General features: G+C 42.8%; 23 protein-coding genes. 10 read left to right on the top strand and 13 right to left on the bottom strand.

The genetic code is table 11. The features are described 5' to 3' along the window. Window positions 1-85 precede the first annotated feature (85 nt). The 3 genes from ACO1R6_RS14345 (at window position 86) to ACO1R6_RS14335 (ending at window position 2672) form a co-directional block, all read left to right on the top strand. Entirely contained in the window at window positions 86-904 is an 819-nt protein-coding gene (locus ACO1R6_RS14345; RefSeq protein WP_486265581.1) for a formylglycine-generating enzyme family protein, read from the top strand. A 221-nt stretch (window positions 905-1125) separates the two neighbouring features. Next, window positions 1126-1827 carry a 3-keto-disaccharide hydrolase gene (locus ACO1R6_RS14340; protein WP_486265580.1) on the top strand — a complete coding sequence of 234 codons (702 nt, stop codon included), beginning with the start codon at window positions 1126-1128 and terminating at the stop codon, window positions 1825-1827. A gap of 62 nt (window positions 1828-1889) precedes the next feature. Further along, on the top strand, window positions 1890-2672 hold the full coding sequence (locus ACO1R6_RS14335) for a carboxylesterase family protein (RefSeq protein ID WP_486265579.1): 783 nt from the start codon (window positions 1890-1892) through the stop codon (window positions 2670-2672). A gap of 103 nt (window positions 2673-2775) precedes the next feature. Here the strand turns inward: ACO1R6_RS14335 and ACO1R6_RS14330 are convergent, their stop codons facing one another. The 3 genes from ACO1R6_RS14330 to ACO1R6_RS14320 form a co-directional block, all read right to left on the bottom strand. Next, window positions 2776-3294 (bottom strand): hypothetical protein, encoded by a 519-nt coding sequence (locus ACO1R6_RS14330; protein ID WP_486265578.1) that lies wholly within the window; start codon window positions 3292-3294, stop codon window positions 2776-2778. Between the two features lie 594 nt (window positions 3295-3888). After that, entirely contained in the window at window positions 3889-4461 is a 573-nt protein-coding gene (locus tag ACO1R6_RS14325; RefSeq protein ID WP_486265577.1) for an AraC family transcriptional regulator, read from the bottom strand. A 24-nt stretch (window positions 4462-4485) separates the two neighbouring features. Beyond that, window positions 4486-4761, bottom strand: coding sequence for a hypothetical protein (locus tag ACO1R6_RS14320; RefSeq protein WP_486265576.1), 276 nt, complete (start codon window positions 4759-4761; stop codon window positions 4486-4488). Window positions 4762-4975: 214 nt separating this feature from the next. On the opposite strand from ACO1R6_RS14320, the gene ACO1R6_RS14315 reads away from it, so the two are divergent. Beyond that, window positions 4976-5245 carry a hypothetical protein gene (locus tag ACO1R6_RS14315; RefSeq protein ID WP_486265575.1) on the top strand — a complete coding sequence of 90 codons (270 nt, stop codon included), beginning with the start codon at window positions 4976-4978 and terminating at the stop codon, window positions 5243-5245. 279 nt (window positions 5246-5524) lie between these two features. Next, entirely contained in the window at window positions 5525-6115 is a 591-nt protein-coding gene (locus tag ACO1R6_RS14310) for a hypothetical protein (protein WP_486265574.1), read from the top strand. A gap of 99 nt (window positions 6116-6214) precedes the next feature. Here ACO1R6_RS14310 and ACO1R6_RS14305 read toward each other — a convergent pair whose 3' ends face one another. The 10 genes from ACO1R6_RS14305 to ACO1R6_RS14260 form a co-directional block, all read right to left on the bottom strand. After that, window positions 6215-6565 (bottom strand): histidine kinase, encoded by a 351-nt coding sequence (locus ACO1R6_RS14305; protein WP_486265572.1) that lies wholly within the window; start codon window positions 6563-6565, stop codon window positions 6215-6217. Between the two features lie 45 nt (window positions 6566-6610). Continuing rightward, entirely contained in the window at window positions 6611-7876 is a 1266-nt protein-coding gene (locus tag ACO1R6_RS14300) for a PAS domain-containing protein (protein ID WP_486265571.1), read from the bottom strand. Between the two features lie 859 nt (window positions 7877-8735). Next, window positions 8736-9941: a thioredoxin domain-containing protein gene (locus ACO1R6_RS14295; protein WP_486265570.1), complete on the bottom strand. Its 1206-nt coding sequence runs from the start codon at window positions 9939-9941 to the stop codon at window positions 8736-8738. Between the two features lie 163 nt (window positions 9942-10104). Then, on the bottom strand, window positions 10105-10809 hold the full coding sequence (locus ACO1R6_RS14290; RefSeq protein WP_486265569.1) for a response regulator transcription factor: 705 nt from the start codon (window positions 10807-10809) through the stop codon (window positions 10105-10107). A gap of 535 nt (window positions 10810-11344) precedes the next feature. Next, window positions 11345-12676: a DUF3472 domain-containing protein gene (locus ACO1R6_RS14285; protein WP_486265567.1), complete on the bottom strand. Its 1332-nt coding sequence runs from the start codon at window positions 12674-12676 to the stop codon at window positions 11345-11347. 301 nt (window positions 12677-12977) lie between these two features. Beyond that, the gene (locus ACO1R6_RS14280; RefSeq protein WP_486265566.1) at window positions 12978-13277 is read right to left on the bottom strand and encodes an RES family NAD+ phosphorylase; all 300 of its coding nucleotides are present in this window, start codon (window positions 13275-13277) and stop codon (window positions 12978-12980) included. Window positions 13278-13473: 196 nt separating this feature from the next. Beyond that, entirely contained in the window at window positions 13474-13767 is a 294-nt protein-coding gene (locus tag ACO1R6_RS14275) for an antitoxin Xre/MbcA/ParS toxin-binding domain-containing protein (RefSeq protein ID WP_486265565.1), read from the bottom strand. 230 nt (window positions 13768-13997) lie between these two features. Then, on the bottom strand, window positions 13998-16142 hold the full coding sequence (scpA, locus tag ACO1R6_RS14270; RefSeq protein ID WP_486265564.1) for a methylmalonyl-CoA mutase: 2145 nt from the start codon (window positions 16140-16142) through the stop codon (window positions 13998-14000). 2 nt (window positions 16143-16144) lie between these two features. Further along, window positions 16145-16459, bottom strand: coding sequence for a four helix bundle protein (locus ACO1R6_RS14265; protein WP_486265595.1), 315 nt, complete (start codon window positions 16457-16459; stop codon window positions 16145-16147). A gap of 63 nt (window positions 16460-16522) precedes the next feature. Next, window positions 16523-18364: a methylmalonyl-CoA mutase family protein gene (locus tag ACO1R6_RS14260; RefSeq protein ID WP_486265563.1), complete on the bottom strand. Its 1842-nt coding sequence runs from the start codon at window positions 18362-18364 to the stop codon at window positions 16523-16525. 571 nt (window positions 18365-18935) lie between these two features. Here ACO1R6_RS14260 and ACO1R6_RS14255 point away from each other — a divergent pair. The 5 genes from ACO1R6_RS14255 to dnaA all read left to right on the top strand — a co-directional run bounded on the left by ACO1R6_RS14255 (window position 18936) and on the right by dnaA (window position 23506). Then, window positions 18936-19106: a hypothetical protein gene (locus ACO1R6_RS14255; RefSeq protein ID WP_486265562.1), complete on the top strand. Its 171-nt coding sequence runs from the start codon at window positions 18936-18938 to the stop codon at window positions 19104-19106. Between the two features lie 195 nt (window positions 19107-19301). Continuing rightward, on the top strand, window positions 19302-20045 hold the full coding sequence (locus tag ACO1R6_RS14250; protein WP_486265561.1) for a DUF72 domain-containing protein: 744 nt from the start codon (window positions 19302-19304) through the stop codon (window positions 20043-20045). 207 nt (window positions 20046-20252) lie between these two features. Next, on the top strand, window positions 20253-21017 hold the full coding sequence (locus ACO1R6_RS14245) for a 5'-nucleotidase C-terminal domain-containing protein (RefSeq protein WP_486265559.1): 765 nt from the start codon (window positions 20253-20255) through the stop codon (window positions 21015-21017). Between the two features lie 21 nt (window positions 21018-21038). After that, entirely contained in the window at window positions 21039-21977 is a 939-nt protein-coding gene (locus tag ACO1R6_RS14240) for a bifunctional metallophosphatase/5'-nucleotidase (RefSeq protein WP_486265558.1), read from the top strand. Between the two features lie 101 nt (window positions 21978-22078). After that, window positions 22079-23506, top strand: coding sequence for a chromosomal replication initiator protein DnaA (dnaA, locus tag ACO1R6_RS14235; RefSeq protein ID WP_486265557.1), 1428 nt, complete (start codon window positions 22079-22081; stop codon window positions 23504-23506). Window positions 23507-23515 lie beyond the last annotated feature (9 nt).

Raw genomic sequence — 23515 nt, 5'->3', positions numbered from 1 at the left:
AGGGGGTAGGGGTGGTTGATTTACTTAATATATCCATTCCGGGTACTGCCAATATAATCTTGGGTTAATTTTTAAACCATGCCAAATGCATAAAAAAATATTAGTACTGTTCTTTTTTTGGGTATTTACAGGTGCCAGTCTACAGGCGCAAGCGCCAACCTTTACCAATTCCGTCGGGCTGGAATTTGTTTTGATTCAGCCGGGCAGCATGGTAGTCGGCAAATTTGAACCGGCGGTTAGCCGGCTCAAAAACAAGCCTGCTAACCGGAGAACTTTACCCGAAGCAGCGTATGTCAAAGCCGACGAAATGGCCCGGCAGGCAGCCCAGCCGGGTTTTAAAGTTACGCTGGATAAACCGTATTACATTGGCAAATTTGAAGTGACCCAAGGGCAATGGGATAGAGTAATGGGCGATAATCCATCCTTTTTTAAAGGCGATAAAGTTGCAGATGATGCCTCCAAACACCCCGTAGAAAATATTACCTGGCAGGACACCCAGAAATTTATTCAAAGAATGAATAAACTAGACCCAACGCACCGCTACCGGTTACCCACCGAATTTGAGTGGGAGTATGCCGCCCGAGCTGGAGCCCAAGGTGATATTCCGTGGCCGGACGCCCGCGCCATGGCCGTGCTGGGCGGCACTACCACCAGTGCCATCGGGCAAAAACAACCCAATGCCTGGGGCCTCTACGACATGCTAGGCAACGTATGGGAATGGGTGCAGGATTACTACAACGAAAAAATATTCCCCGATCCGGTACCCCCGCGCTCGGGCAAAGAACACGTTCTAAAAGGCGCTTCCTTTACCGGCGATTCTAAAAATGCCACCTACATGACCCACGCCGCCGGCCCTGGCAATGGCTACGATATTGGTTTCCGGTTGGTAATGGAGATGAAGTAAGCAACTTTTAGCTTTTAGTAATTGGCGGTTAGCCCTTAGCTTTAAAATTCTACTATGGTGCAAGTTTAGCGAAGCGTAACTTGTGCCTAACCATAACAGGAAATTTTCAACTTCCGGAAGTCAGAGACTTCCTCGTTAAATACAAACCAGTCAGAGACTGGCATGAGTGAAAAAGTGAGCAACTTTTTACTTACAACTTTTAACTTATTACTAAATAGCCTTTGAAACTACTCCTGAACTTACTTATACTTTTGCTGCTAACCAATTGTACCGTAGCCCAGATTCCGGCCGGCTATAAAAAAATATTTAACGGCAAGAATTTAAAAGGCTGGCACATTAGTCGCACCACGCATCAGGGCACTACCCCGAGCGTGCGGGTAGAAGATGGCGCGATTGTACTTACCCAGCAGCCATTCGGGCAAGGCGGCGTGTTGTTATCAAATAAAAAATACAAGAATTTTGAATTGTACCTTGAAGCTAAAATTGATTCCTTTACCAACGGCGGTATTTTTATTCGCTCCTCCGAAAGCGGCATTGCTTACCAGATTGAACTGGATGATGCTGCCAACAGTACGGGTAATTTATTAGGCGAGCGGATGCCGGTAAGTAAACCCATGCGCGCCACCGAACGGGCAAAAGTATGGCGGCCCAACGATTGGAATTCCTTTCGCATCCGCATGGTAGGCGATATTCCGCACATTACCCTTTGGATTAATGGCGTGCAGATGTGGGATGTTACCCAACTCAAAAACGATTTTACCGCCGGCGCAACCACCGGTATGATTGGCTTGCAATCGCATTGGACTACTTTGTTCTCGCCGGCCGAAGTAAGCTGGAATATTCTGGATTCCTGGGCTCCCGGTGCCGTGCATCGCTTCCGGAATATTGCGGTTATAGAACTGCCCGCCGATTTGAAAGAATAATTATTGTGTTTCCGGCAGCAGAACACCCAGGTAGTTTAGAAATTAATTTATAAAGAACTTACATGAAAAACGGTATCTTAATTTTCATTGGATTAATATTATTTGCTGCGTCGGCAAAGGCCCAGGATTTGTCGCGTTACCAACACGAAGTATTTATTGCGGCAGGCGACACATTATCTTACCGGATTTTGTATCCGGAAAATTATGATCCAAACCAAAAATATCCTTTACTCTTGTTCCTGCACGGACGCGGTGAATCCGGGCGAGATAACCAGAAACAATTGGCTTATGCCGGCCCGCTTTTCTTACAAGATTCCGTAAGGAGCCGTTTCCCGGCCATTGTGGTATTTCCACAGTGCCCCGCCAATAGTTACTGGGCCAATGTAAATATTCAGACCGACCAAACCGGTAAAAGACATTTTACTTTTGTAAAAGGCGGAGATCCTACCAAAGCCATGCGGGCCTTGCTGGGCCTGACCGATAAGTTGGTGAAAATGCCTGCGGTAAAAAAAGATCAGATTTATATTGGTGGCTTATCTATGGGCGGTATGGGTACTTTTGAAATGCTGCGCCGGAAACCAAAATTATTTGCTGCCGCTTTTGCCATTTGCGGCGGCGACAATATTGCCAACGTTAAGAAGTACCGCAAAATACCGCTGTGGGTGTTCCACGGTGCCAAAGACGATGTAGTGCCGGTAGCTAAATCCGAAGTAGTAGTAAAAGCTTTAGAAGAAAAAGGTGCGCCGGTAAAATTTACGGTTTACCCCAACGCCAACCACAACAGTTGGACCCCAGCCCTGGCCGAACCAACTTTACTGCCCTGGCTATTTTCTAACCATAAATAAATCTGGTTTTAAAAATTTAAGCTTTAAAAACTTATAAAGTAGCTATAGGTAGGAATACAAGCCGAAAGTAATAGTTTGCCTTAAGGAAATACAAATGAGTTAATTAATCTTTGGCTAGTAAACGGCGGTCGGCTAAAGCATTACCGCATTTAGGGCAAACACCGGCTAAATTACTTTCGCTGCCGTTGCATTTAGAAGGGCAATAAAAGTTCATGGCCTGGGCTCCGCTTCGCTCGAATTTAGCGGTAATATTTTGCTTGTCTACCGTAAAGTTTATAATTACCGAACTGTGTTCTATGCCATTAGTGGGCAGGTTAAAATGCGTATTAAAAGTAGCTGATAATTGTTGCGTATGCACGGTCCGGTCACCATCGCGCAAAATAGCCAGTCCCGTAACTCCCTTCAGGTTAATGGGCTTTTCACTTACATCTAATAAATAAATGGTATACTGCGTTTTTTTATCAACGAGTTCTATATGGTAATCGCCGGCCGATTTTACTGTACCACCGTTGTGGGATTTATGGGCGTGCGTTGTTTTATCGTGTTGGGCAGAAGTGGCTCCGGCAAACCAAAATAGAAGCGCCAGCGATAATAGAAAACTTTTTAATTTTAAAGGATTCATACAAGTAAAGGTTTTATCATATTTTAAGTTTACGTAAGAAAACAAATAACGAACGTGTTGTCTCTCTTCTAAAAATAGGAAATATTTTAGAATACGCCAAAGCAACTAAGGAAAAATAAAATATTTATTTATACGTAACTGGCTGATTTAATTATATTTAAATTAAATATTGTAAAAATATAATATTTAAATTTTCAGGAAAGTTAAGTCCTCTTTATTTTCTGCCAAAACAGGTTCGGCCTTTTGTTAAGCCTACATAAATTTTGATATAAATGAATACCAAGCAGGCCAAAAATACGCTGGTTACTTCCCGCCAATTAGTTATGAAATAGAAATTACATGAACTAAACTAAGAGCATGTTTAAATTTTATTAAATGATTAATAAAGAGATATAAAATTTCCTATTTCTACCATTAATCTCCGTCGTTCTACTAAATTTAAACATACTCTAATAAAACACTGGTGTTTAAAGTATAATAGAAAATATTCAGGCTAAAGGTGAGGAGAAATATTGGTGAAAATCTGTAGCGAAGCGGGTTATAATGCTTTTTTTACCAGAAAATAAATAAATAGCCGGGCAAAGTTAGAAATACTTAGATAAGCGCATCTAGCGAAGTACGGGAAATAGCACTTTGCTTGTAATCGCTTACCGAAATGCCGGTAACTTTTTTAAATTGGTTAGACAGGTGTTGTAAGCTGCTATAATTTAATTCGTAAGCAATTTCGCTTAAGGTTAGCTGGTTATAACTAATCAGTTCTTTTACCTTTTCAATCTTCAGCCGGATTAAATATTTTTCGATGGTGGTGTGTTCCTGCCGCGAAAAGATTTTGCTCAGTTGCGGATAAGGAATATTTAATTTATCGGCGAGATAAGCCGAGGTAGTTAAATTAGCCGGTTGCGTTGGGAGTTGCGCCAGGTATTGAATAAGTAAGTTTTTTATTTTTTCGGTTAGTTGTTTTTCGCGGTCGTAAATTAGTTCAAAACCTTCCTGCTGTAAAACGTCATTTATTCTGTCCAGGTCTAGGTGGGGTTGCGGCTGGGTAAGCGTGGCTTCGCCTAGTTTTACTTCCTGTAACGGCAAGCCTTCTTGGGTAAGCACCCGCTCCACCGTGCTAATGCAACGGGGGCAAACCATATTTTTTATATATAAATGAAGATTATCCATTTGCTAGAAGTTTAATATAAATATTTACCGGCGCAACCATTTCTGGCCAATAAAGTTGATGGCCGGTATAATACCTAAAACTGTACCAGAGATCAACAAAAATATTACCAGAATACACCAGAAAAGCCGGCCAAAAAAACCTTCGGTCATGCCAAATAAATAAACAATCAGGGCCGTAGAAATAAAAAAGCTAATCAGAAATATAACGAGCAAATCGCGCGGTAAGCCTCTTTTGGTAAAGTTTATTTTTTTGTTTTTAGATGCTGATTTTCTGATTGCCGGTTTTCTCTTTTTCCCCATATAATTGTTTTGGTCTGCGGCCAATGCCTTAAGCAAGTAAAAGTAATAAGTTTACCGGAACTGGTTATTCCTTTTTATTTAGCTTACAGCCGGCATAAACTTAAATTTAAAGCCTTGCGTAAACTACCGATACGGCAGCTTTAAAATTATTATCGTTAAATTATAAATAAACTTAAAGCTACCCGACACGCAAAAATTATTTAACAAAAAAACTATGAAACTACTTTCAGAAAAAATAAAAATTACGGCTTTTATGTTTTTGCTGAGCTTAACCCTGGGAACGACCGCGTGCAGCACCGGCACCGGCGAAGGCCAAACCAACGTAGAAGAAAGCGACGGCAAAGATAAAAACCCGAACGAACACAACGAAACGGCCACCCAGCCCATGCCTAAAGATACCGCCAGCGCTGATAATGCTTACGACCGGGCCGATACCGACAAAGGAATTGTAGATAAAGATAATGACGGCCAGGCCGACCAGTAAACTTAAACCAGTTAAAGCGTTTATACCTGTTTTATTAACAGCAAAAAAGCCACTCCAGCGAGTGGCTTTTTTGCTGTTATGTGTACGCCAGTAGGTAAAACCGTACAAATTTATAAAAGTTGCTAATGATTAGAATCTATTCATTAAGCCGGGTATAATATTTTTTATAATTGATTATCAAATGATTGGTATGAATATATGGAAATATTATATAGAGTTGTACTATATGGCATTATAGTTGTATTTGCCCGGGCCTGAACTGTTAGTCAATCTAAAACTATGAAAACCCATTTATGTTTAACGCTCTTTTCGCTGCTGCTTTTGCTGGTAAGCTGCGAAAAATCTACCGTAGAGCCGGAAGCGCCTATACCACAGGCCAATGCCTTTGCCGGGCAAATATTAGGGCAGCCCACATCGTATAAAGCCGGCGAGAACAATTTCGAGAATCGAACCCGCAGTTGGAGCAGCGGTTCACAATCGTACGCCGAACTGGGTTTAGGTACTACCGACCCGCAAACCACCCAAACCGAACTGGTCATAAACTCTAAATCTATTGATGGCCAACTCACCGCCGATAAGTTTAAAGCATTATTTGCGGTTGGACCGAAATCGGCCGAAGGCAATTATCTTGGCTTTCACGTTTTATTCCGGGTGCCCGGTAATCTTTATTCTTCGGTAGGCGGGGAGCAACCTAACAATTTTCTGGAAGTTACCCAACTGGAACAGCTCGCTCACGACGAAGTAAATAATAAATTTAAGTTTAAAGTAACCTTAAAGATTAACTGCAACTTATACCAATACGCCAACCCCAACCAGTTTGTAGGGAAAATAGAAAATGGCCAAATGGTTTGTTATTTCGAGCGTAACTAATTTATTGAATTTTTCCAGAAAAAAGGCGGGGCCGGTTTACTAAAACCGGCCCCGCCTTTTTATTTAAAGCTTATTATTTTTTCTAAAAGTTTGTTACGTTCAATCGCCTAATTTTTTTTCGAGCTGCGATAGAATATTTAAAAATTGTTCTGATTTAATTTCAATGGTTTGTAGGCCTTCAAGGGCTTGTTCTATGCGACCGCTTTTGTACATAGTATATAATTGCAAAGCGGTTGCGGTTGCTTCCTGGTGTACCCGGTGCAATTCGCGCATGGCCGCGTCTTGGCCGTAACGGGGTTGGCCTACGGTGCTAAACCAGGTATTTACCGGACCCGTGCCCGAAAAGAAAGCTTCATCGAAAGTGCCGCCGTAAAGAAAAGAGCGTACTTTTGATTTAAAAAGGATGTGTTTAATCCGAAGCTGTTGGAAATCTACTTTGGCTAAATTCATTTTAATCTTTTTTCCTGCGGAAATGAGTTGTAGCTTTCCTGTATGTTAAGCGAAACCGAGTTCTTTTAGTTTATTCCGGAACAGCACTTGGTCGGTTACTTCGTAGCCAAACACAATAATGCCCGTAATAAGGTCGCCGCCGTAAAGTGGCTGATAATTAAACGTTAAGTAAACATCTGCTAAATGGCCATTGCCTGCCCGGTCGAGCTTCACCAATATTTCGTTGGCAATAAAGGTTTCGCCGGTTTGGTAAACCTTATCTAATATTTGTACAAAGCCTTGTTCTACTACTTCGGGCAAAGCTTCGGCTACGGTTTTGTGCAAAAGCGGGCGGTTCGGAAACAAATTTTGGTACTGTTGGTTTACCAGGTCGTAACAGTGTTCCGGCCCCTTTAAAATACAGAAAAAAGCCGGGCTTTCAATAATTAGCCGCTCCAGGGTTTTGCGTTCAGCTTCGGCTTTATTATACGCTTCGTGCACCATATCCGATAAAGCCGACATTTGTTCGTTGGCTTGCAGCAATTCCTGTACCATTTGCCGCGAATCATGAATATCGGTGGCGCTGCCTACCCGCATCATAACTTCGTTGTTTTTATCCAGCATGGCCAAGCTTTTGGTTAAATACCATCTATAATGACCATCTTTGTTTTTCAGGCGCAATTCGGCTTGTAACTCCTGGTCGTCTGGTGTTACTTCGTTCATGCGCCGGGAAATAGCAGGAAAGTCGTCGGGGTGAATAATGGCTTGCCAACCGGCATTTACAGCTTTGTCGACGGTTAAACCACTATAATCTACCCAGCGTTGGTTTACATAAGTTAAATTTCCGGCCGGATCGGTAATGTAAATCAGTTGCGGTATGGCATCAGTCAGAAGTTTAAATTTTTCTTCACTTTCTATCTGGGCTTGTTTGGCCAGTTCGCGTTCGGTTACGTCGGTAGTGCGCTGAATAAGATATTCTACCTGGCCCTGCTCGTCGAGAATAGGCGTATGCGAAGCTTCCCAGTAGCGCTCTTCTAAACCACCACCCTCGGCTTCTGGTTTTTGAATATCGTAGCGGATTACGGCTAAATAATCTACTTTTTTAGAAGCCAAGGCTTTATCCAGCGATTTACGCACTGGGTTTTCAATGTAAGGCACCGAATTATCCGGAAAGGCTTCAACTAAAAATTTCCGGCCAATCAGGTCTTCGCGTTTCCGCATGGTGGTTTTCAGGTATAAATCAGTAGCATCTGAGATGCGGTAATCGGGGCTATCGGGCTGAAGCACAACAATAGTTTCCGGAAGGCTGGAAAAAAGCTTCTGGTAATTCATAGGTTTAAAATGGATATGCTGGAACGGTTTGGTTTACCGGTTTTTAGGACCAGTTTGGTTTTTTGGTTGGCCGTAATTACAGCCAGTAAATATAGATAACTTTGGGCGTTTAAACGTAAACAATTAAAATGTGGCAAATCCGGCTGGTTAATTTAAAATGTATCTTTTCCATGGTTTATTCTGGTAAATGGTACTAGCCGGAGCTGTAAAAAACCTACGTTAGCTAAACCGCATTATGTAGCGTCTGATATAAGCTATAACCAGCCAAGCTTTAATAATGTTTAGGTCATTACCTAAAGTTAAGCCTGGCATTAAAATATAAAAGCCAGGCTTACCCTGGCTTTTTAGATAAAATTAAAAGATAATTTTTACCGCTTATGCTTAATTTCTAATGTTTCTGTTACGCGGAAAAGCTTTTTTGCGCAGGTTAAAATTGTTTACATATATTTTATAATCGGCGTTAACCGGACTGCACCAAGTACCGCTTAGATTAAATTAGGGCTTCAAGCACTTTTATTTAGATTGATGCATGTAAAAACTGCTTTATTAAAATAATGGAGCCATAATAATAAGCGGGTAGGTTAAACAGTTGCAAACGGGCCAACGGCAATGAGTAAATATTTTATTTTTTTAATAAGGTTAAAATATCCGCCCGTAATTTGGGGTCGCTTGGTGTTTTAGCCTCTAGTGCGGCTACTTTCCCGTTTTTATTCAACAGCACAAAATTTAACCACGGAAACCCGGTAGCACTACCGCCTATAAAAACCGGTAACGGCAATTGGTCTTTTACAAAATAATGCTGGTCGGACTGCTTATTTATGCCCAGCTGGGTTACCGTTTGTGTAACGGATACTTTTTCTTAGGGATGATCCTCGGCGATATACAAAAATGCAATATTTTGGTTTGGCAAACTGGCTTGTAATAATTTTAAAGCTTGTATTTCTTCTAAACTAGGTTCAAACCAACTGGCCCAGAAAGTTACGTAAACAACTTTGCCCTTATTGCGCGCTAATATATCGCGCCAGGTTAACTGCTCACCGGCCAGGGAAGTAACCGGCGTATTAAGCAATTGCGGTTGGGTGTTAAGCGTTTCGGGCCGCCTGGCCAGGCTATCGAGGTAGCGGATGTAAGGTTTATACGTAATATCTTTCCGGGCTTGGTTTAGGTAGGGCTGCATATTTAAATCCTGGGGCAGCTTTTCTTTTAAAAGCGAAAAAAGGGCATAGTCGCGGGTTTGGCCGGTAAATTTTTGCTCAGCGTTTTGGTACAGAATTTCTGTTTCGAGGGGCTGTTGCAGGGCTTGTTTACTTAAAAACCGGTTATAAAAAATTATGCTGCGTCGGTACTGCTGTGATGAAAATACCAGTGAATCTTGGTTAAAGTAGCCGGAAGCTGAGAATTGGGTTAATGTATCGAGGTAGGTTTGGCGCAACCGCTGTTGGGAATATTGGGGTAAGATAAAAGGGGTTAATAAACCAATTAAATACGTACCGGTTATTTCGGCCCCGATAAACCGCATAAAATTTTTGTTTAAGGCCAAAGAATCTTTTACCTGGTGCAGCAGCGCCTTGCGCTGGGTATATTTATAATTTAAAAGCCGCGTACGTGGCCGGAAAACAGTTTCGTTTTGGTGTAAGCCCATTAAATCGCCCATGTTCATACTCAGCGATTTTTCTTCGAGTTGGTTATAAAAGTTTATTTCGCCGGGCCGTTTGCCAATAAACGTATAATCTACATTAAAACGGGGTGCTTTTTTTACCTGCAAAGTATCGCCGGGCCGGAGGTAAACCGGAACCTGTGCGCCCCGGGTAAACTGTAGCCAGATAGGATGCCGGCTATAAATAACCGCCGGAAAATAATTTTCGCTGGTCGTGTCTTTTTGGAAGTTTACTGTTTGGTAATCGCCAAATTCATCTTCATAATACGCCGATACCCCCCCTGTATAATCGTTTGGCGTTACTTCGGCCAGAATAACAATGGTACTGGAGTTATGTTTTTCTTTAATAGCCTTTTTACAACCAGCCAGGCACAGTAACAGAAGGGTACAAGCGTACAAAATTTTCATAGCAAATAGGTTAGCTCTTGTTAATAGCTTTTAAAGCAAAAGCTATTGATTGATAGATGCTATGGTTTTATTATTCCATAAATTAAACCCAACTAAATGGATTAATTATCCTGAGTTTAGAAAACCAATGTAGCGTTGCAGGTATGCGTTTATTAAACTAAAATCAGATTAAATTAAAGGCGCGGGCATATTGCGACAGCTCATAAGCCGAATCGGCGTTTAGTTTTTGCCGGATATTGCGCCGATGGGTTTCGGCGGTAAACGTAGAAATAAATAATTCTGCGGCAATTTCGGTAGCACTTTTGCCCAGCGCCAGCAATTTTAACACCTGCCGTTCGCGCTTAGAAAGTTGCGAAAAAAGGTTATAATGTTTCCGAAGAAAATTATTCTCCTCGAGCAAACGGGCTACTTTCACCGAAACATGGTGCTTGGGATCAATGGGGTTGGCCAGGGTAATTGCCAAAAGCGGTTTGTGGTTGTCGTCCCACATTAAAATTTTTAACGTAGAGGCGTACCAGGTCCAATCAGATTGGTTACGTCCTTTTACCTGCTGAAACAAGGAAAGAATATCGGTGTTGTTGTTGCGTTCGAGCAGTTGAATGATTTGGGGTACATACTCCTGCGACTCTTCGGGGTTAAAGAAGTTTTTGTGGTAATCGGGCCCCATACGTATAATTTCTTCCAGGCTTACCCCCAGGGTATCGGTACCGCGCCGCGACATATAAACCACCGATGAATTTTGGATGTTAAGAATAATTATAACTCCGGGTATATCATCGGCCACGGCGGCAATTTCGGCTACTTTATTTCTTATTTTTTGTTGTAAAGTTGTTTCAGTTGGATTTGGGTCGGGATCGGTTAAACTCATGCTTCCTCTGCTGATTTCCGGCTAAAGCTTTATTTATCCTCTAATATAAGATAAATAATTACTGGTTTATTTATACTTTAAAGTATTTGCTTATTGTATGTGTTTAAAATATTGTATTACAGTTATTTAATATTATTATTTTTTTTGATTATTATAAAATTATAATTTGGTGTATACAAAGCCCGGAAATCATTATAAAAGTTTTATGCTTAGGATAATGAGGGTAAATGTTTGACTGTAGCCTAGTTAAATAAAAAAGAAGGTTAGCTAGATTATAAGTTGATTGTATGTATTAGATATCCGCTAATAAATTATTAGTACTACTATAGTACTGCGCTTTAAAAAAGTTTATCCTAAGTCTGTCTAAATAATTACTTCCGTTACTAAAAGTAGAATTTATATGTTTCGGTGAACTTGATTACAATACTTTATGCGCCCTAACTATATAACCAGGGTATTATATTCCCAAGCATTATACAAGTAAAGCGACCCCAAGATTTAAGTTAAGAAGTTAAAATAACTTTAAAACATAATTTTAACGGCTCGAAGCACCCGGAAGCTGCGCAAAATCTATCTGCGGTTTTTGATTATTTTGGGGACGTTTAAATGTGGTTTTTAACGGAATATTCTGGTTAAAAAAGCCGCAATTTTTTAGGTAAAAAGTGTTATTTAACAATCCACCAGCATAATCCAGCCGGAAGCCTTTGCCTGCAGTATTGTCGCCGGTAAAACGGGCTTCGTTTAGTTCCAGCCATTGGCCGTCGGGCGTACCAATCCATTGGTTGCTAAATTGCACCTGGCGGGTAATATTGCCGGTTTCAGGATTAAAGTTTTCTAAAAACGAGTGGAGCCGTTTTAAATAGGTGTTTATTTTGGGCCGACTAAAGCTGGCAATTAACTGCCATTTTTGGGTATCGGGGTTATAAAAGTAAGCCGTATAGTTGGTGTAATTATTGGCTGCCGGGTAGCCGCGCAGCAGAAACTTATAGGTAGTGCCCGCTTGCCAGTTGTATTTTAAATAACTCTGGCCGCCAGAACCTTCGTTGCCAAATTCGCCGGTATAAACGCCCTCGCCTTTTTGCAGCAGCTTAATTTTCTGGTCTTCGGGAATACTTTTGGGATTATCGGTTTTAAACGGGCTCCAAACCGAAAACAAAATGCGGCGTTCGGTAGGGGAGTTTACCTGAATGCCAAAATAACCTTCAGCAAAGCCATTGGCCATAAAATAAGAGCCAATTACATCGGAGCCGGTGGGTACGGTAATTTCGTTGTAAAACCATTCGGCCGTGGTATTTTCGGGTAACGGGTAATTCAGGTGTACCGATGGCCCCCGTCGGCCCCAATAAAAATAATTGTCGTCGTTGTTTTTAACAAAAGCAATATTTTCATCTACTGCCTCGCCGGCCAACTTTATACTGGCAATATCGGCAAAGTGGCTGCCGGTTTTAGATACACCTCTAAGGTTTATGGCCAGGTACCCGGCCTCTTTTGTTTGCCATTCGCCGGCATAATAATCTTGGGGCGCCTGACCAGTAACTTTAATTTCCCGGGTCTTATTTAAAAGGCTAACGCTGAGTTTGCTAGCTCCGGCCGGAACCTGCAAATTGAGCCATACTTTAACCTTGCCGGGTTTGGCTACCCGCACGTAAGTTGTAAAGAATATTTCCGGGTCGGTCCAGTTGGCAATACCCGCTTTATCTACTTTGCCGCCGGGCACCCGGCTAACCGATGCCCAGGTATTGCCGCCCAGCGGAACTTCTACTGCTACCGCCGGAATATTGGTTTTTGCCTGGGCGTAACCATTTGTACTGTAATAAAGGTTTAAGAGGATGGCTACAATTGATAAATTATAAAGGGTTCTTTTCACTATAACTGCTTTAGCGGTTTATTTTAATATTTAGGAATTATGTGGCTTACTCTTTACCCAAAGGGGCCAAATCTGTTGCACAGCTACATGCTTGAAACCAGAATGTTTCATAAGTTTTAACAGTATAAATTCTCTACTGCCTGATGTATTTAAAAAAGATACCCTGTATTACTGTTACTGTATAGAAATAAACTGTTTCTTTTCAACTAAAAGCTTATTCAATCAAATCACCCTTGTGGCAAAGTTGCTCCAAAGTAATAAATCTAAATCTTAAACTGATATAAGGCTTTTATAATATTTACTATTTCTTTCCCATACCTAAAGCCTTATCTGTTGTCACAAACCGATAATCATACCTAAAAGGCTCTTTATGCTTAACCTGTACCTGGGCAAAATCGGGGTGACGAGTCTTTAAAACGTAGTTGTTTTCGCTGGGGACAACGGCAGAAGGTACTTGTAGACCAAGTGTTTTGCCAGCCTGGTACCAGGCCGAGCCGATGGGTTGGGTCTCGGCGTAATGGCTTTCCAATTTCCAATCGTCAGGTAAATCCTGCAAGGATATTTGGGTAAAAGGTAAGTTATCGGGAATTTCCAGAACCATGAAAACAAAGTTGGTGCCCAACAGCCTTGTCCCATTTTATGTACCATGTTTTCCATGGCCGCCTGGGAACGGCTGGAAGCGGCATAAATAACAAACTCGCCGTTGTAGTTCCAGCGGCCCGAAAAACCAGGGGCAAATAATTTATCGGAAAAGTGTTCCAGCACAATACGGTAAGCTTCCATAGCTTGCTGATTGTTTAAGCAGCGTAACCGTGGGCCAGGCGGAGCAATTGTTTTTCTACTTCCATGATGCCGGAAATGGAATGTAGCAAAGTTAAGGGACTTTGGTTATTAAGCCCCGGCGAAGGAATAGCCAGCCAGTCCACAAATTCGGCGGTAGAACCAAATATTTCGTCGCCGAAGGCAAACAGCCGGTGGAGATTTAATAATTTTTCAGCAGCGTCGCGGGTAGATTTCTTTTGTGATTTCCGGTAATTATCTACGGTTTTCGGGTCGATGCCGACCAGGTTGGCCAGTTTATCTTTACGCAAGCCGGAGTGTTTTTATATATTAATAAAATAAGCTGCATCTACGCCTTCCAGAGCTTTATTTACTAAAGCCAGGTCGTCTTGCACTACTACCAGATTATCTTTTTCTTCTACTAAAGCAGCCATACGAATCACTCTAATGGAGTAATTGAATATACGGAAAATTTCAGGATTCAAACGAAAATTTCCGTATATTATTCGTTCTGAAATTATAAGAGCATTTAATTAATTCATTATGCTTGTATCAACCGCTCCAATATTTCCTGTGCCGCAACGCTAATTACCGTACCCGGACCAAATATCCCTGCTACGCCTGCATCTTTTAAGAAACCATAATCCTGCGCCGGAATAACGCCGCCTACAATAACCAATATATCTTCGCGCTCTAGTTTTTTAAGTTCTTCTATTAGTTGGGGGACCAGGGTTTTATGGCCAGCAGCCAAACTACTGATGCCCACCACGTGCACATCGTTTTCGGCGGCTTGCCGCGCTACTTCTTCCGGCGTCTGGAACAATGGTCCAATATCCACGTCAAAACCCAAATCGGCGAAGGAGGTGGCAATTACTTTGGCGCCGCGGTCGTGGCCGTCCTGGCCCATTTTAGCGACCATAATGCGGGGACGGCGGCCTTCCAGTTGGGCAAATTTATTAGCTAATTCAGTTGCTTTATTAAAGTTTTCGTCGTCGGTAAGTTCGGCGGAATATACGCCCGATATGGCTCTGGTCACGGCTTTGTGTCTCCCGTATATTTTTTCTAAAGCAGTGGATATTTCTCCTAAAGTAGCGCGTTTGCGGGCCGCTTCAATACATAAGGCCAATAAATTTCCGGAGTTGTTTTGGGCAGCTTCGGTTAAGGCTTCTAAAGCGGCTTCTACTTCGGGCTGGTTCCGGTTTTCTTTTAAATATTGCAGGCGTTGTAGTTGGGCTTCGCGTACGGCGGTGTTATCGATATCTAAAATTTCAATCGGGTAATCTTCATCGTCGGGTTGCAACCGGTATTGGTTTACGCCCACAATTACATCTTTTCCCGAATCGATGCGGGCCTGGCGGCGGGCAGCAGCTTCCTCAATGCGCATTTTGGGCAAACCGGTTTCAATGGCTTTGGCCATGCCGCCCAGGTCTTCTACTTCCTGTATCAATTCCCAGGCTTTGTGCGCCAACTCGTGGGTTAAAGCCTCTACGTAATACGAGCCGCCCCAGGGGTCAACGGTTTTGGTAATGTGGGTTTCGTGCTGCAAATACAACTGCGTGTTGCGGGCAATGCGCGCAGAAAAATCGGTGGGCAGGGCAATGGCTTCGTCGAGGGCGTTGGTGTGCAAACTCTGGGTTCCGCCTAAAGCTGCCGCTAAAGCCTCTACCGTGGTGCGGGCTACGTTATTAAACGGGTCCTGTTCGGTTAAACTCCAGCCGGAAGTCTGGCAATGGGTACGTAAGGCTAAAGATTTTTCGTTTTTCGGGTTGAATGCCTTGATGATTTTGGCCCAAAGCATCCGGGCCGCCCGCATTTTGGCGATTTCCATAAAGTGGTTCATGCCGATGGCCCAGAAAAACGACAACCGCGGCGCAAAAGCATCAATATCTAAACCAGCTTTTAAACCGGTGCGCACATATTCCAGGCCGTCGGCGAGCGTGTAAGCCAGTTCCTGGTCGGCGGTAGCGCCGGCTTCCTGCATGTGGTACCCGCTAATGCTGATAGAGTTAAACTTCGGCATGTGCTGCGAGGTATAGGCAAAAATATCCGAAATAATGCGCATGCTGGGTTCCGGCGGGTAAATGTAAGTGTTGCGCACCATGAACTCTTTCAGAATATCGTTCTGGATAGTGCCGCTTAATTTATCCTGACTAACGCCTTGTTCTTCGGCGGCCACAATATAAAAAGCTAATATTGGTAATACCGCGCCATTCATGGTCATGGAAACGCTCATTTGGTCCAACGGAATCTGGTCGAACAATATTTTCATGTCCAGAATCGAATCGATGGCTACGCCGGCTTTGCCGACATCACCAACCACGCGCGGATGGTCGGAGTCGTAGCCGCGGTGGGTAGCTAAATCGAAAGCCACGGATAAGCCTTTCTGGCCACCGGCTAAGTTGCGGCGGTAAAAAGCGTTGCTTTCCTCAGCGGTGCTAAAGCCGGCGTATTGCCTAATGGTCCATGGGTTTTTTACATACATGGTGGAGTAGGGGCCACGCAAATAAGGCGGTAAACCAGCGGCAAAACCTAAGTGCTCAAATTCTCCGACATCAGAAGCAGTATAAAAATTCTGCAACGGAATTTGCTCGTGCGTTTTCCAGGGCTGCGGTTTTATGGCCGCGCCAGGCGGGTTTATACCCTCCGTTAATGCTTTAAAATCTATTTTGGTGAAATCGGGCTTCACTTTTAAATAATTATGAATTTTGAATTAGTTTTTGAATTCATTAAAATGCTGCTGAAAATCCGTTGCATTTCTAAACATTCAGAATAATGTCGGGTAAAAACAGCTTCTGTTATATAATCAGCATCTTTTAGAAGTCTTAACCAATAGTTAGTTTTACGATTTTCTTTTGCTGAAATATTTATTTTAATTAAATCAGCTTTAGAGCTTGCTGCCAGTGCTTCCTCTACATTGGCTCCAATAAAAGTCCCACTTCGTAATAATTGTTTTGACAATATAAATTCCTTTTTCTCACTTGTTAATGCTCTATATAACCGAATTATGTCTCAGGCAAAGGCGTAGGATTTCTTTTGAATTATATTTTCTCTCATCAGAAATATATTTTATAATAACTCATAATTCAGTAACCGTTCCTGTATCCTTACAATAATTGATTTGGTGTTGCAGTTCTGGAAAATACGGCCATCAAAACCATTTTCTTCCAGTTCTTCTTTCATGTCTTCGGGCGGCGCGGCTAATATTAATATAGGCCGGTGCGGATGATTTTTCAGGGCCTGGGTAAAATGGGCGGAGAACTGGGTGTAATCGCGTTGGGTACTCGAGAAAACAATTACTTTACAGTCGGTAAATAATAATTTCTCCAGCGCAGCCGGTACCGAATCAAAGGTTAGCGTTTCGGTATCGAAATCGCCGCAGGCAAAAAACTCTTTGGCGAAGGCAGCATGAATGTGCTCCTGAATATCATTTCCTACAATGGCAATAATAGCTTTGGGCCGGGCCTTTTTTTTCCGGAAATGCAGCAAGGCGGCCAGGCGCATTACTTCAAACGGATAACTGGCACGGGTGGTATCAAAATAAGTACTTTGCAGCAAAGCCTCCGGGTCGAAATCAATTTTTTCGTTTTTGTTCGCAAATTTATTCGTGCCCACCAGCACCTCTCTGCCCGAAGCAATATTTTTAAAGCGTTCTTCGGCCGACTGGTTTATCTGTTCGGTAATAAAACCGTTTTGCCAGACTTTGGCGTAGCCGCCCCGGTCTTCTATTTCTTTAAACAAGGCCCAAGCTTTTTCGGCCAGTTCTTGGGTAAGCGCTTCGAGGTAGTAGGAGCCGCCCGCCGGATCAATGGCCTGATCGAGGTAAGCTTCGTGCTTTAAAATTAGCGGAATATTCTGGGAGATTCTTTCGGCAAACGGATTTTGGGGGTTAAAAGTAATGTCAAAAGAGGCTATCGATAAAGAGTCGCAACCGCCCATAATAGCCGACATGGCCTCGGTGGTGTAGCGTAAAATATTTGAATGCGGGTCGAAGGTGGTAGCCGACCACCGGGCCGTTTGGGCATGAATCCGGAGCGAAGCGGCTAGGCTTGGTTCTTCGCCGTACGTTTTTACCACCCCCGACCAAAGCCAACGCAAAGCCCGCAGTTTGGCAATTTCAAAAAAGTAATTCGGGCTGATGCTTATCAGGACTTGCAGGTTCCGGAAAATAGTGCTTAAAGGGATACCGGCCGCGCTGAGGGTGCTGGTGTAGTCTACGGCTGCACTCAGGCAAAAAGCCAACTCCTGCACCGCATTGGCCCCACGGTTACCAAATACAGCGCCATTTACCGTAACACCATAAAAATCAACAGCATCTTTGGTTCTTTCCAGAATAGTTTCAAGTTGCTGGTAATCCGGCAAAGCGTTATCCGGCACCAAAGCCGGCGTGGTATTTATAAAGCCTTTCAGTCCGTGCGGCGATATTTGGTGCGCCTGCAATTGCGCGAAAAATGAATTTATAAAGGTAGTGGCTTTGGTGCTTAAGGTAAAAGCAAGGGTTATTTTGGTTAAATCCAGTGCGGCGATTAAATATTCAAAATCAAAATTATCGGGGTGTTCTACTATAAAATGAACTCCATCGGCTCGGGTAGCAATAGCTTGCGCTGCTTTGGTAATAGCCGGGTGGCTATTAGGCCCAACCGTAATTTCCGGTAGGTTCTGCCAAGTATTCTGACCGGTTTTATGCCCCCGGATAAACGGAAACTTGCCCGGTATATTCTGAAGTGGCGCATGGTTGGGGTTGTCTTCTGCGGTATAAAAGGGCTTTACCGTAAGGCCTTCGTAAGATTGCCATAACAAGGTGTCTGGGCTAGCACCTTTTAGGTCCTGCTTTATTTTTTCGGCCCACGCGTCGGCCGGTACCTCCGGAAAATCACTAAAAAGCCGTGTTCTGGTTACTTCTGAATTCATGCACTTGAAGCATTATTTGCTGTAAAGGTAAACGATTGTAGGAGACTTTAGTTAAGTAACGCCAGCTCTGCGTTAATCTAACTTAAATTAAGGTTTAATGATAATGTTTTTGCTTGCCAGCCGGTATCAGTGCAGCCAAAAAAGGATAAAGCTGGTTTGTGGCACGCCTGTTTTAAGATTAAATATTTTAAAATAAAGGCTGCAGCTTTATAAAAGTATTTCTCTAATAGTGCAAATGCAATGCAATTGAATGCTGGCTGATTTTAGTGCATTAAAGCTGACATGAGCTAAATTTCTTTGTTTTAAAGTATATTCTATTATTTTTATTTTAGGTAGTACTCTGTAAATTAAATATTTTCATTTCAATTGAAATAAATATGTGTATTTAGATTGTATTTTTATTTCAATTACACGTATATTTGCTCAGGTTATAACAATAGCATGGTAGTTTTGGGTTGTAGCGGTTTAGAAAGCCTATTTAGAAGCTATTGCATACCAAGGGTTTATATTAAAAAAACGGGTAATTGAGATTAAATGAATGTTTAAGAAATAATATAGAGGAGCAAGTGCGATGAAAAATTTTAGACATAATCCCTGGAAAACAGGAGCAGCTATCTTTATTTTTTTAATTATTGGGATTGATGTTATCCGGAGGGGCATTCAGGCGGAGCATAGTGTTTTTGCTGCAGTGGCCGTAGGCCTCTTAAAAGCCGCCGATAACAAAAAAGAGGAAACCGAATGATTTGTTTTACTGCTATCCCGCCAATTAATTCGGAAATGATAACCTGTAGCCGATTGATTATTACCAGAAAGACGAAATAAGGCTACCAGAGTTAATTATTTAATAAATTAATAAAACGTCAGTGCGTTTACAGGAGTATACAAATGCTTTTAGGTAAAAAGTTAATTATTAAATATTAGGTAACGCAATTAAATAATGGCTTTGGAGAATTTACATATTGGTACCAGTGGTTGGAGTTATCGTTGGAAAGGTGTTTTTTACCCGGAAGAATTAAAATCGGCGGAATATTTGCCTTTTTACGCGCAGCATTTTAATTGCACCGAAGTAAACAGTAGCTTCTACCATTTTACCATGCCCAAAACCATTGAAAAATGGCTGAGCCAAACGCCGCCTGATTTTAAATTTAGTGCCAAACTAAACCAGGAAATTACCCACAAGCGCAAATTCGAAGACATAGAAGAGCCGCTCGATAAATTTATGAGCCGGTATTTACTCATGGGTGAACGTTTGGGGCCGCTGTTAATTCAGATTGCCGGCAGTTTCCGGTACGATCGACCCGTTGCCGAAGGTTTTTTCCGGACCTTACGAGCTAAATACCCCGAGCCCCCATTTGCCTTAGAAGTTAGGCATAATTCCTGGTTTGCCGATGAAGCCATGGATTTGTTGCGCGATTACAATATTACCTTTGTAATTGCCAGTGCGGGCAAGCGGTTTCCGTACTTAGAAGCCACTACTTCTAATACGGTTTACCTGCGCCTGCACGGCGACGAACGCCTGTATGCATCTTCTTACTCCGATGAAAAACTGGAGCGCTACGCCTTTATGATTAACGACTGGCTCCTGGACGACCGCGAAGTATGGGTTTACTTTAATAATACTATGTACGGCAGTGCTATTACCGATGCCAAGCGCTTACAAGAATTATTAGCACAAATGTAAAAAGCGTACAGCTTAATGCTGCTGAACCAGGCCCGGCGTTAAATGGCAAATATGGCCAGCCTTATCTGGTTATCCTAAATCTGTATTCGCCGGCTTGGCCGGAACAATATTTTACACCCGTCTGTTTACCGGTAAAAAGTTTTTAAGTAAAAGTTAAGGTTGCCTAAACCCATACTTTGCCTTAATTTTGTGGTTTATTTTTAGCAAATGCGTATTTTACCTTACCGGCAATGGTTGTATAGTTTTGCCCTTGCTTTCTCTTTTTTTGCCTGCCAACCTGCTTTTCAGCCCTCGGCGTCGCTCCGGCCCGATACCGATATAAAACTAGATGCCACTGTACCGGCCGATACGCTTACCGAAGCATTAATTGCGCCGTACCGGCAGCAAATGGCCCGGCAAATGGCCGAAGTACTCGGAACCTCAGCGCAGGAGCTCCGGAAAGTAGGCACCGGCGAATCGGCTTTGGGAAATTTTGTGGCCGATGTACAATTGGCACAGGCTTTACCGCTGTACAAAAAAAATATTGACCTGAGCCTGATGACCACCGGTGGGTTACGGGCGACTTTACCGGCTGGCCCTGTTACTTTAAGCCATATTTTTGAGCTCTCGCCTTTTGAAAACCAATTGGTAGTAGTTACAGTGCCCGGCATAACCGTACAAAAATTATTTAACCAAGCTGCCCGTAACCAGCAACTTATCTTTAAAAACGCCACCTTTATCATAAAAGACGCAAAGCCTACTCATATATTAATTAATGGTCAGCCACTGTCGCTGCAGAAAGAATACCGCATTGTAATGTCGGATTACCTGGCCAATGGCGGCGACGATCTATCTTTCCTGAAAGAGGCTACGGCGGTAGAACCGGTGGGCATTATGGCCCGCGAAGCGCTCGTTAACCATATTCGGCAACTTACAGCGCAGCACAAACTTATACAGGCCCAAACCGATGGCCGGATGAAAGTACAGCCCTAAACATTGGCCAACGTTTTAAGCATGAACAGAAGAGATTTTATTAAAAATACAGTAGCGGGGGCCGCCGGATTAAGCCTGATTGGTTTGCCAAAGCAATTGTGGGCCACCGATGGTATTAAATTAACCATTTTGCATACCAACGATGTGCATTCCCGTATCGACCCGTACCCCAGCGATGGCCGCGCCAATGCTGGTTTGGGCGGAGCCGCCCGCCGGGCGGCTTTGGTGCGGCAAATCCGGCAAACAGAAAGCAATGTACTTTTATTCGATAGCGGCGATATTTGGCAGGGTACGCCTTATTTTAATTTATTTGGCGGCGAACTGGAGTATAAACTTATGTCGGGGATGCAGTACGATGCCGCTACTCTGGGTAACCACGACTTTGATAATGGCCTGGAAGGACTGCAGCGCCAATTATCGCATGCCCGCTTTCCATTCTTAACGGCCAATTACGACTTTAGCCGCACCATTCTTAAAAATCAGTTTAAACCATACCAAATATTTAAGCGTGCCGGATTAAAAATAGGGGTATTTGGCTTGGGTATAGAACTAGCCGGCTTAGTAGACAGTCGCAATTATGCCCAAACCGTATACCTCGACCCTTTGGCCCAAGCGCAGGAAACCGTAAAACAGCTCCGGCAAACCGAAAAATGTGACCTGGTGGTTTGCCTTTCGCACCTTGGTTTAAAATTTGCCAGCGAACCCGACAAAGTAAACGACCTTAAACTGGCGCAGGAGGTACCCGATATAGATTTAATATTGGGCGGCCACACGCATTCGTTCTTAAATGAACCCATTAAAGTTGCCCAGCCCAACGGAAAATATACTCTTATAAACCAGGTGGGGAAAGATGGTTTGTACCTCGGGCGCCTGGATTTTAGCTTTAACCGGCAATCAAAACAAAAGATGGGTGTAGCCAGTACGGTGTTGCCTTTAAGTTCAGATGTAAAAACTTCGTGAATAAATAATTTTTTGTTTACTAATTTTTTTACATTTTTGTAACCCCCATAAATAATATGGACGGCCTTCAGGCTTCATTAAACTCGCAATAACAGGTGAATGTGACGGTAAAAGACTGTACGACAGTATGGCGGAATTGTCTGGAGGTAATCAAAGACAATATCGGCGAGCAGAGCTACAAAACGTGGTTCGAGCCGATTATGCCTTTGTCGCTAAAAGATAATATTCTGACGATACAGGTTCCTACTCAGTTTTTTTACGAGTGGTTGGAAGAGCATTATGTAAGTTTGCTCAAGAAAGTTATTTATCAGGAACTCGGCAGTGAGGGCCGGCTGGAATATTCTATTATAGTAGACCGGGGCGATAATTTTAATAAACCCCAAACGGTAAATATTCCTACAAAAAAAGTGCCGCAGGCCATTGCCAATTCGTACCAACCGGAGCAGCATTTTTTAAAAAATCCGTTCGAATCTAAAAACATCGACCGGAATTTTCTTAATTCGCAATTAAACGCTTCTTACAATTTCGATAATTACATTGAAGGCGATTGTAACCGTTTGGCGCGGTCGGCCGGCTATGCGGTGGCAAATAAACCTGGTACTACCTCTTTTAACCCGCTAATGGTTTACGGGGGCGTAGGATTAGGCAAAACCCACCTGGTGCAGGCCATTGGCAACCATATTAAAAGCAACAATCCCGAAAAATTTGTGTTGTACGTATCGTCGGAGAAGTTCGTGAACCAGTTCATCGAATCTTTAAAGACCAACAGCGTGCAGGATTTTGCCAATTTTTATTTATTGGTAGATATTCTGATAATAGATGATGTGCAGTTTTTGAGTGGTAAAGAAAAAACCCAGGAAATGTTCTTCCACATCTTTAACCACCTGCACCAATCTGGTAAGCAAATCGTGATGACCTCGGATTTGCCGCCGCGCAGCCTCAAAGGCCTGGAAGAACGGTTGCTATCTCGGTTTAAATGGGGTTTAACCGCCGACTTGCAAAGCCCGGATTTTGAAACCCGGATGGCCATTATTCAGAAGAAAATGCAGTCGGATGGCATTTATATTCCGGATAACGTAGTTGAATATTTGGCTTATTCCGTAGATACCAATATGCGGGAACTGGAAGGTGTTTTGACGTCGCTGATGGCCCAGTCGCTCCTGAACCGCAAAGAAATTGATCTGGAACTGGCTAAAGGCGCTTTAAAACACATTATTGAAGATGTAGAAGCGGAGGTTAACCTGGATTTTATTCAGAAAACCGTAGCCGAATACTTTGAAGTAACCGTAGATTCGCTTAAGGCCAAAACCCGGAAAAAAGAAATTGTAACGGCGCGGCAGGTGGCTATGTATTTTGCCAAAGAATTTACCAGCCACTCGCTTAAATCTATTGGTTATCATTTTGGTGGCCGCGACCATAGCACGGTAATCCATTCGGTACAAACCGTATCGGATTTAATTGATACTGACAAAAAGTTTAAAGCTTCTATCCAGGAACTGCAAAAGAAATTTAAAGTTAAAGCCGGGTAGATACAATTG

The organism is Adhaeribacter sp., from assembly GCF_057359045.1.
The sequence above is the reverse complement of the archived record's forward strand: the minus strand, read 5'-3'. Positions and strand labels throughout refer to the sequence as shown.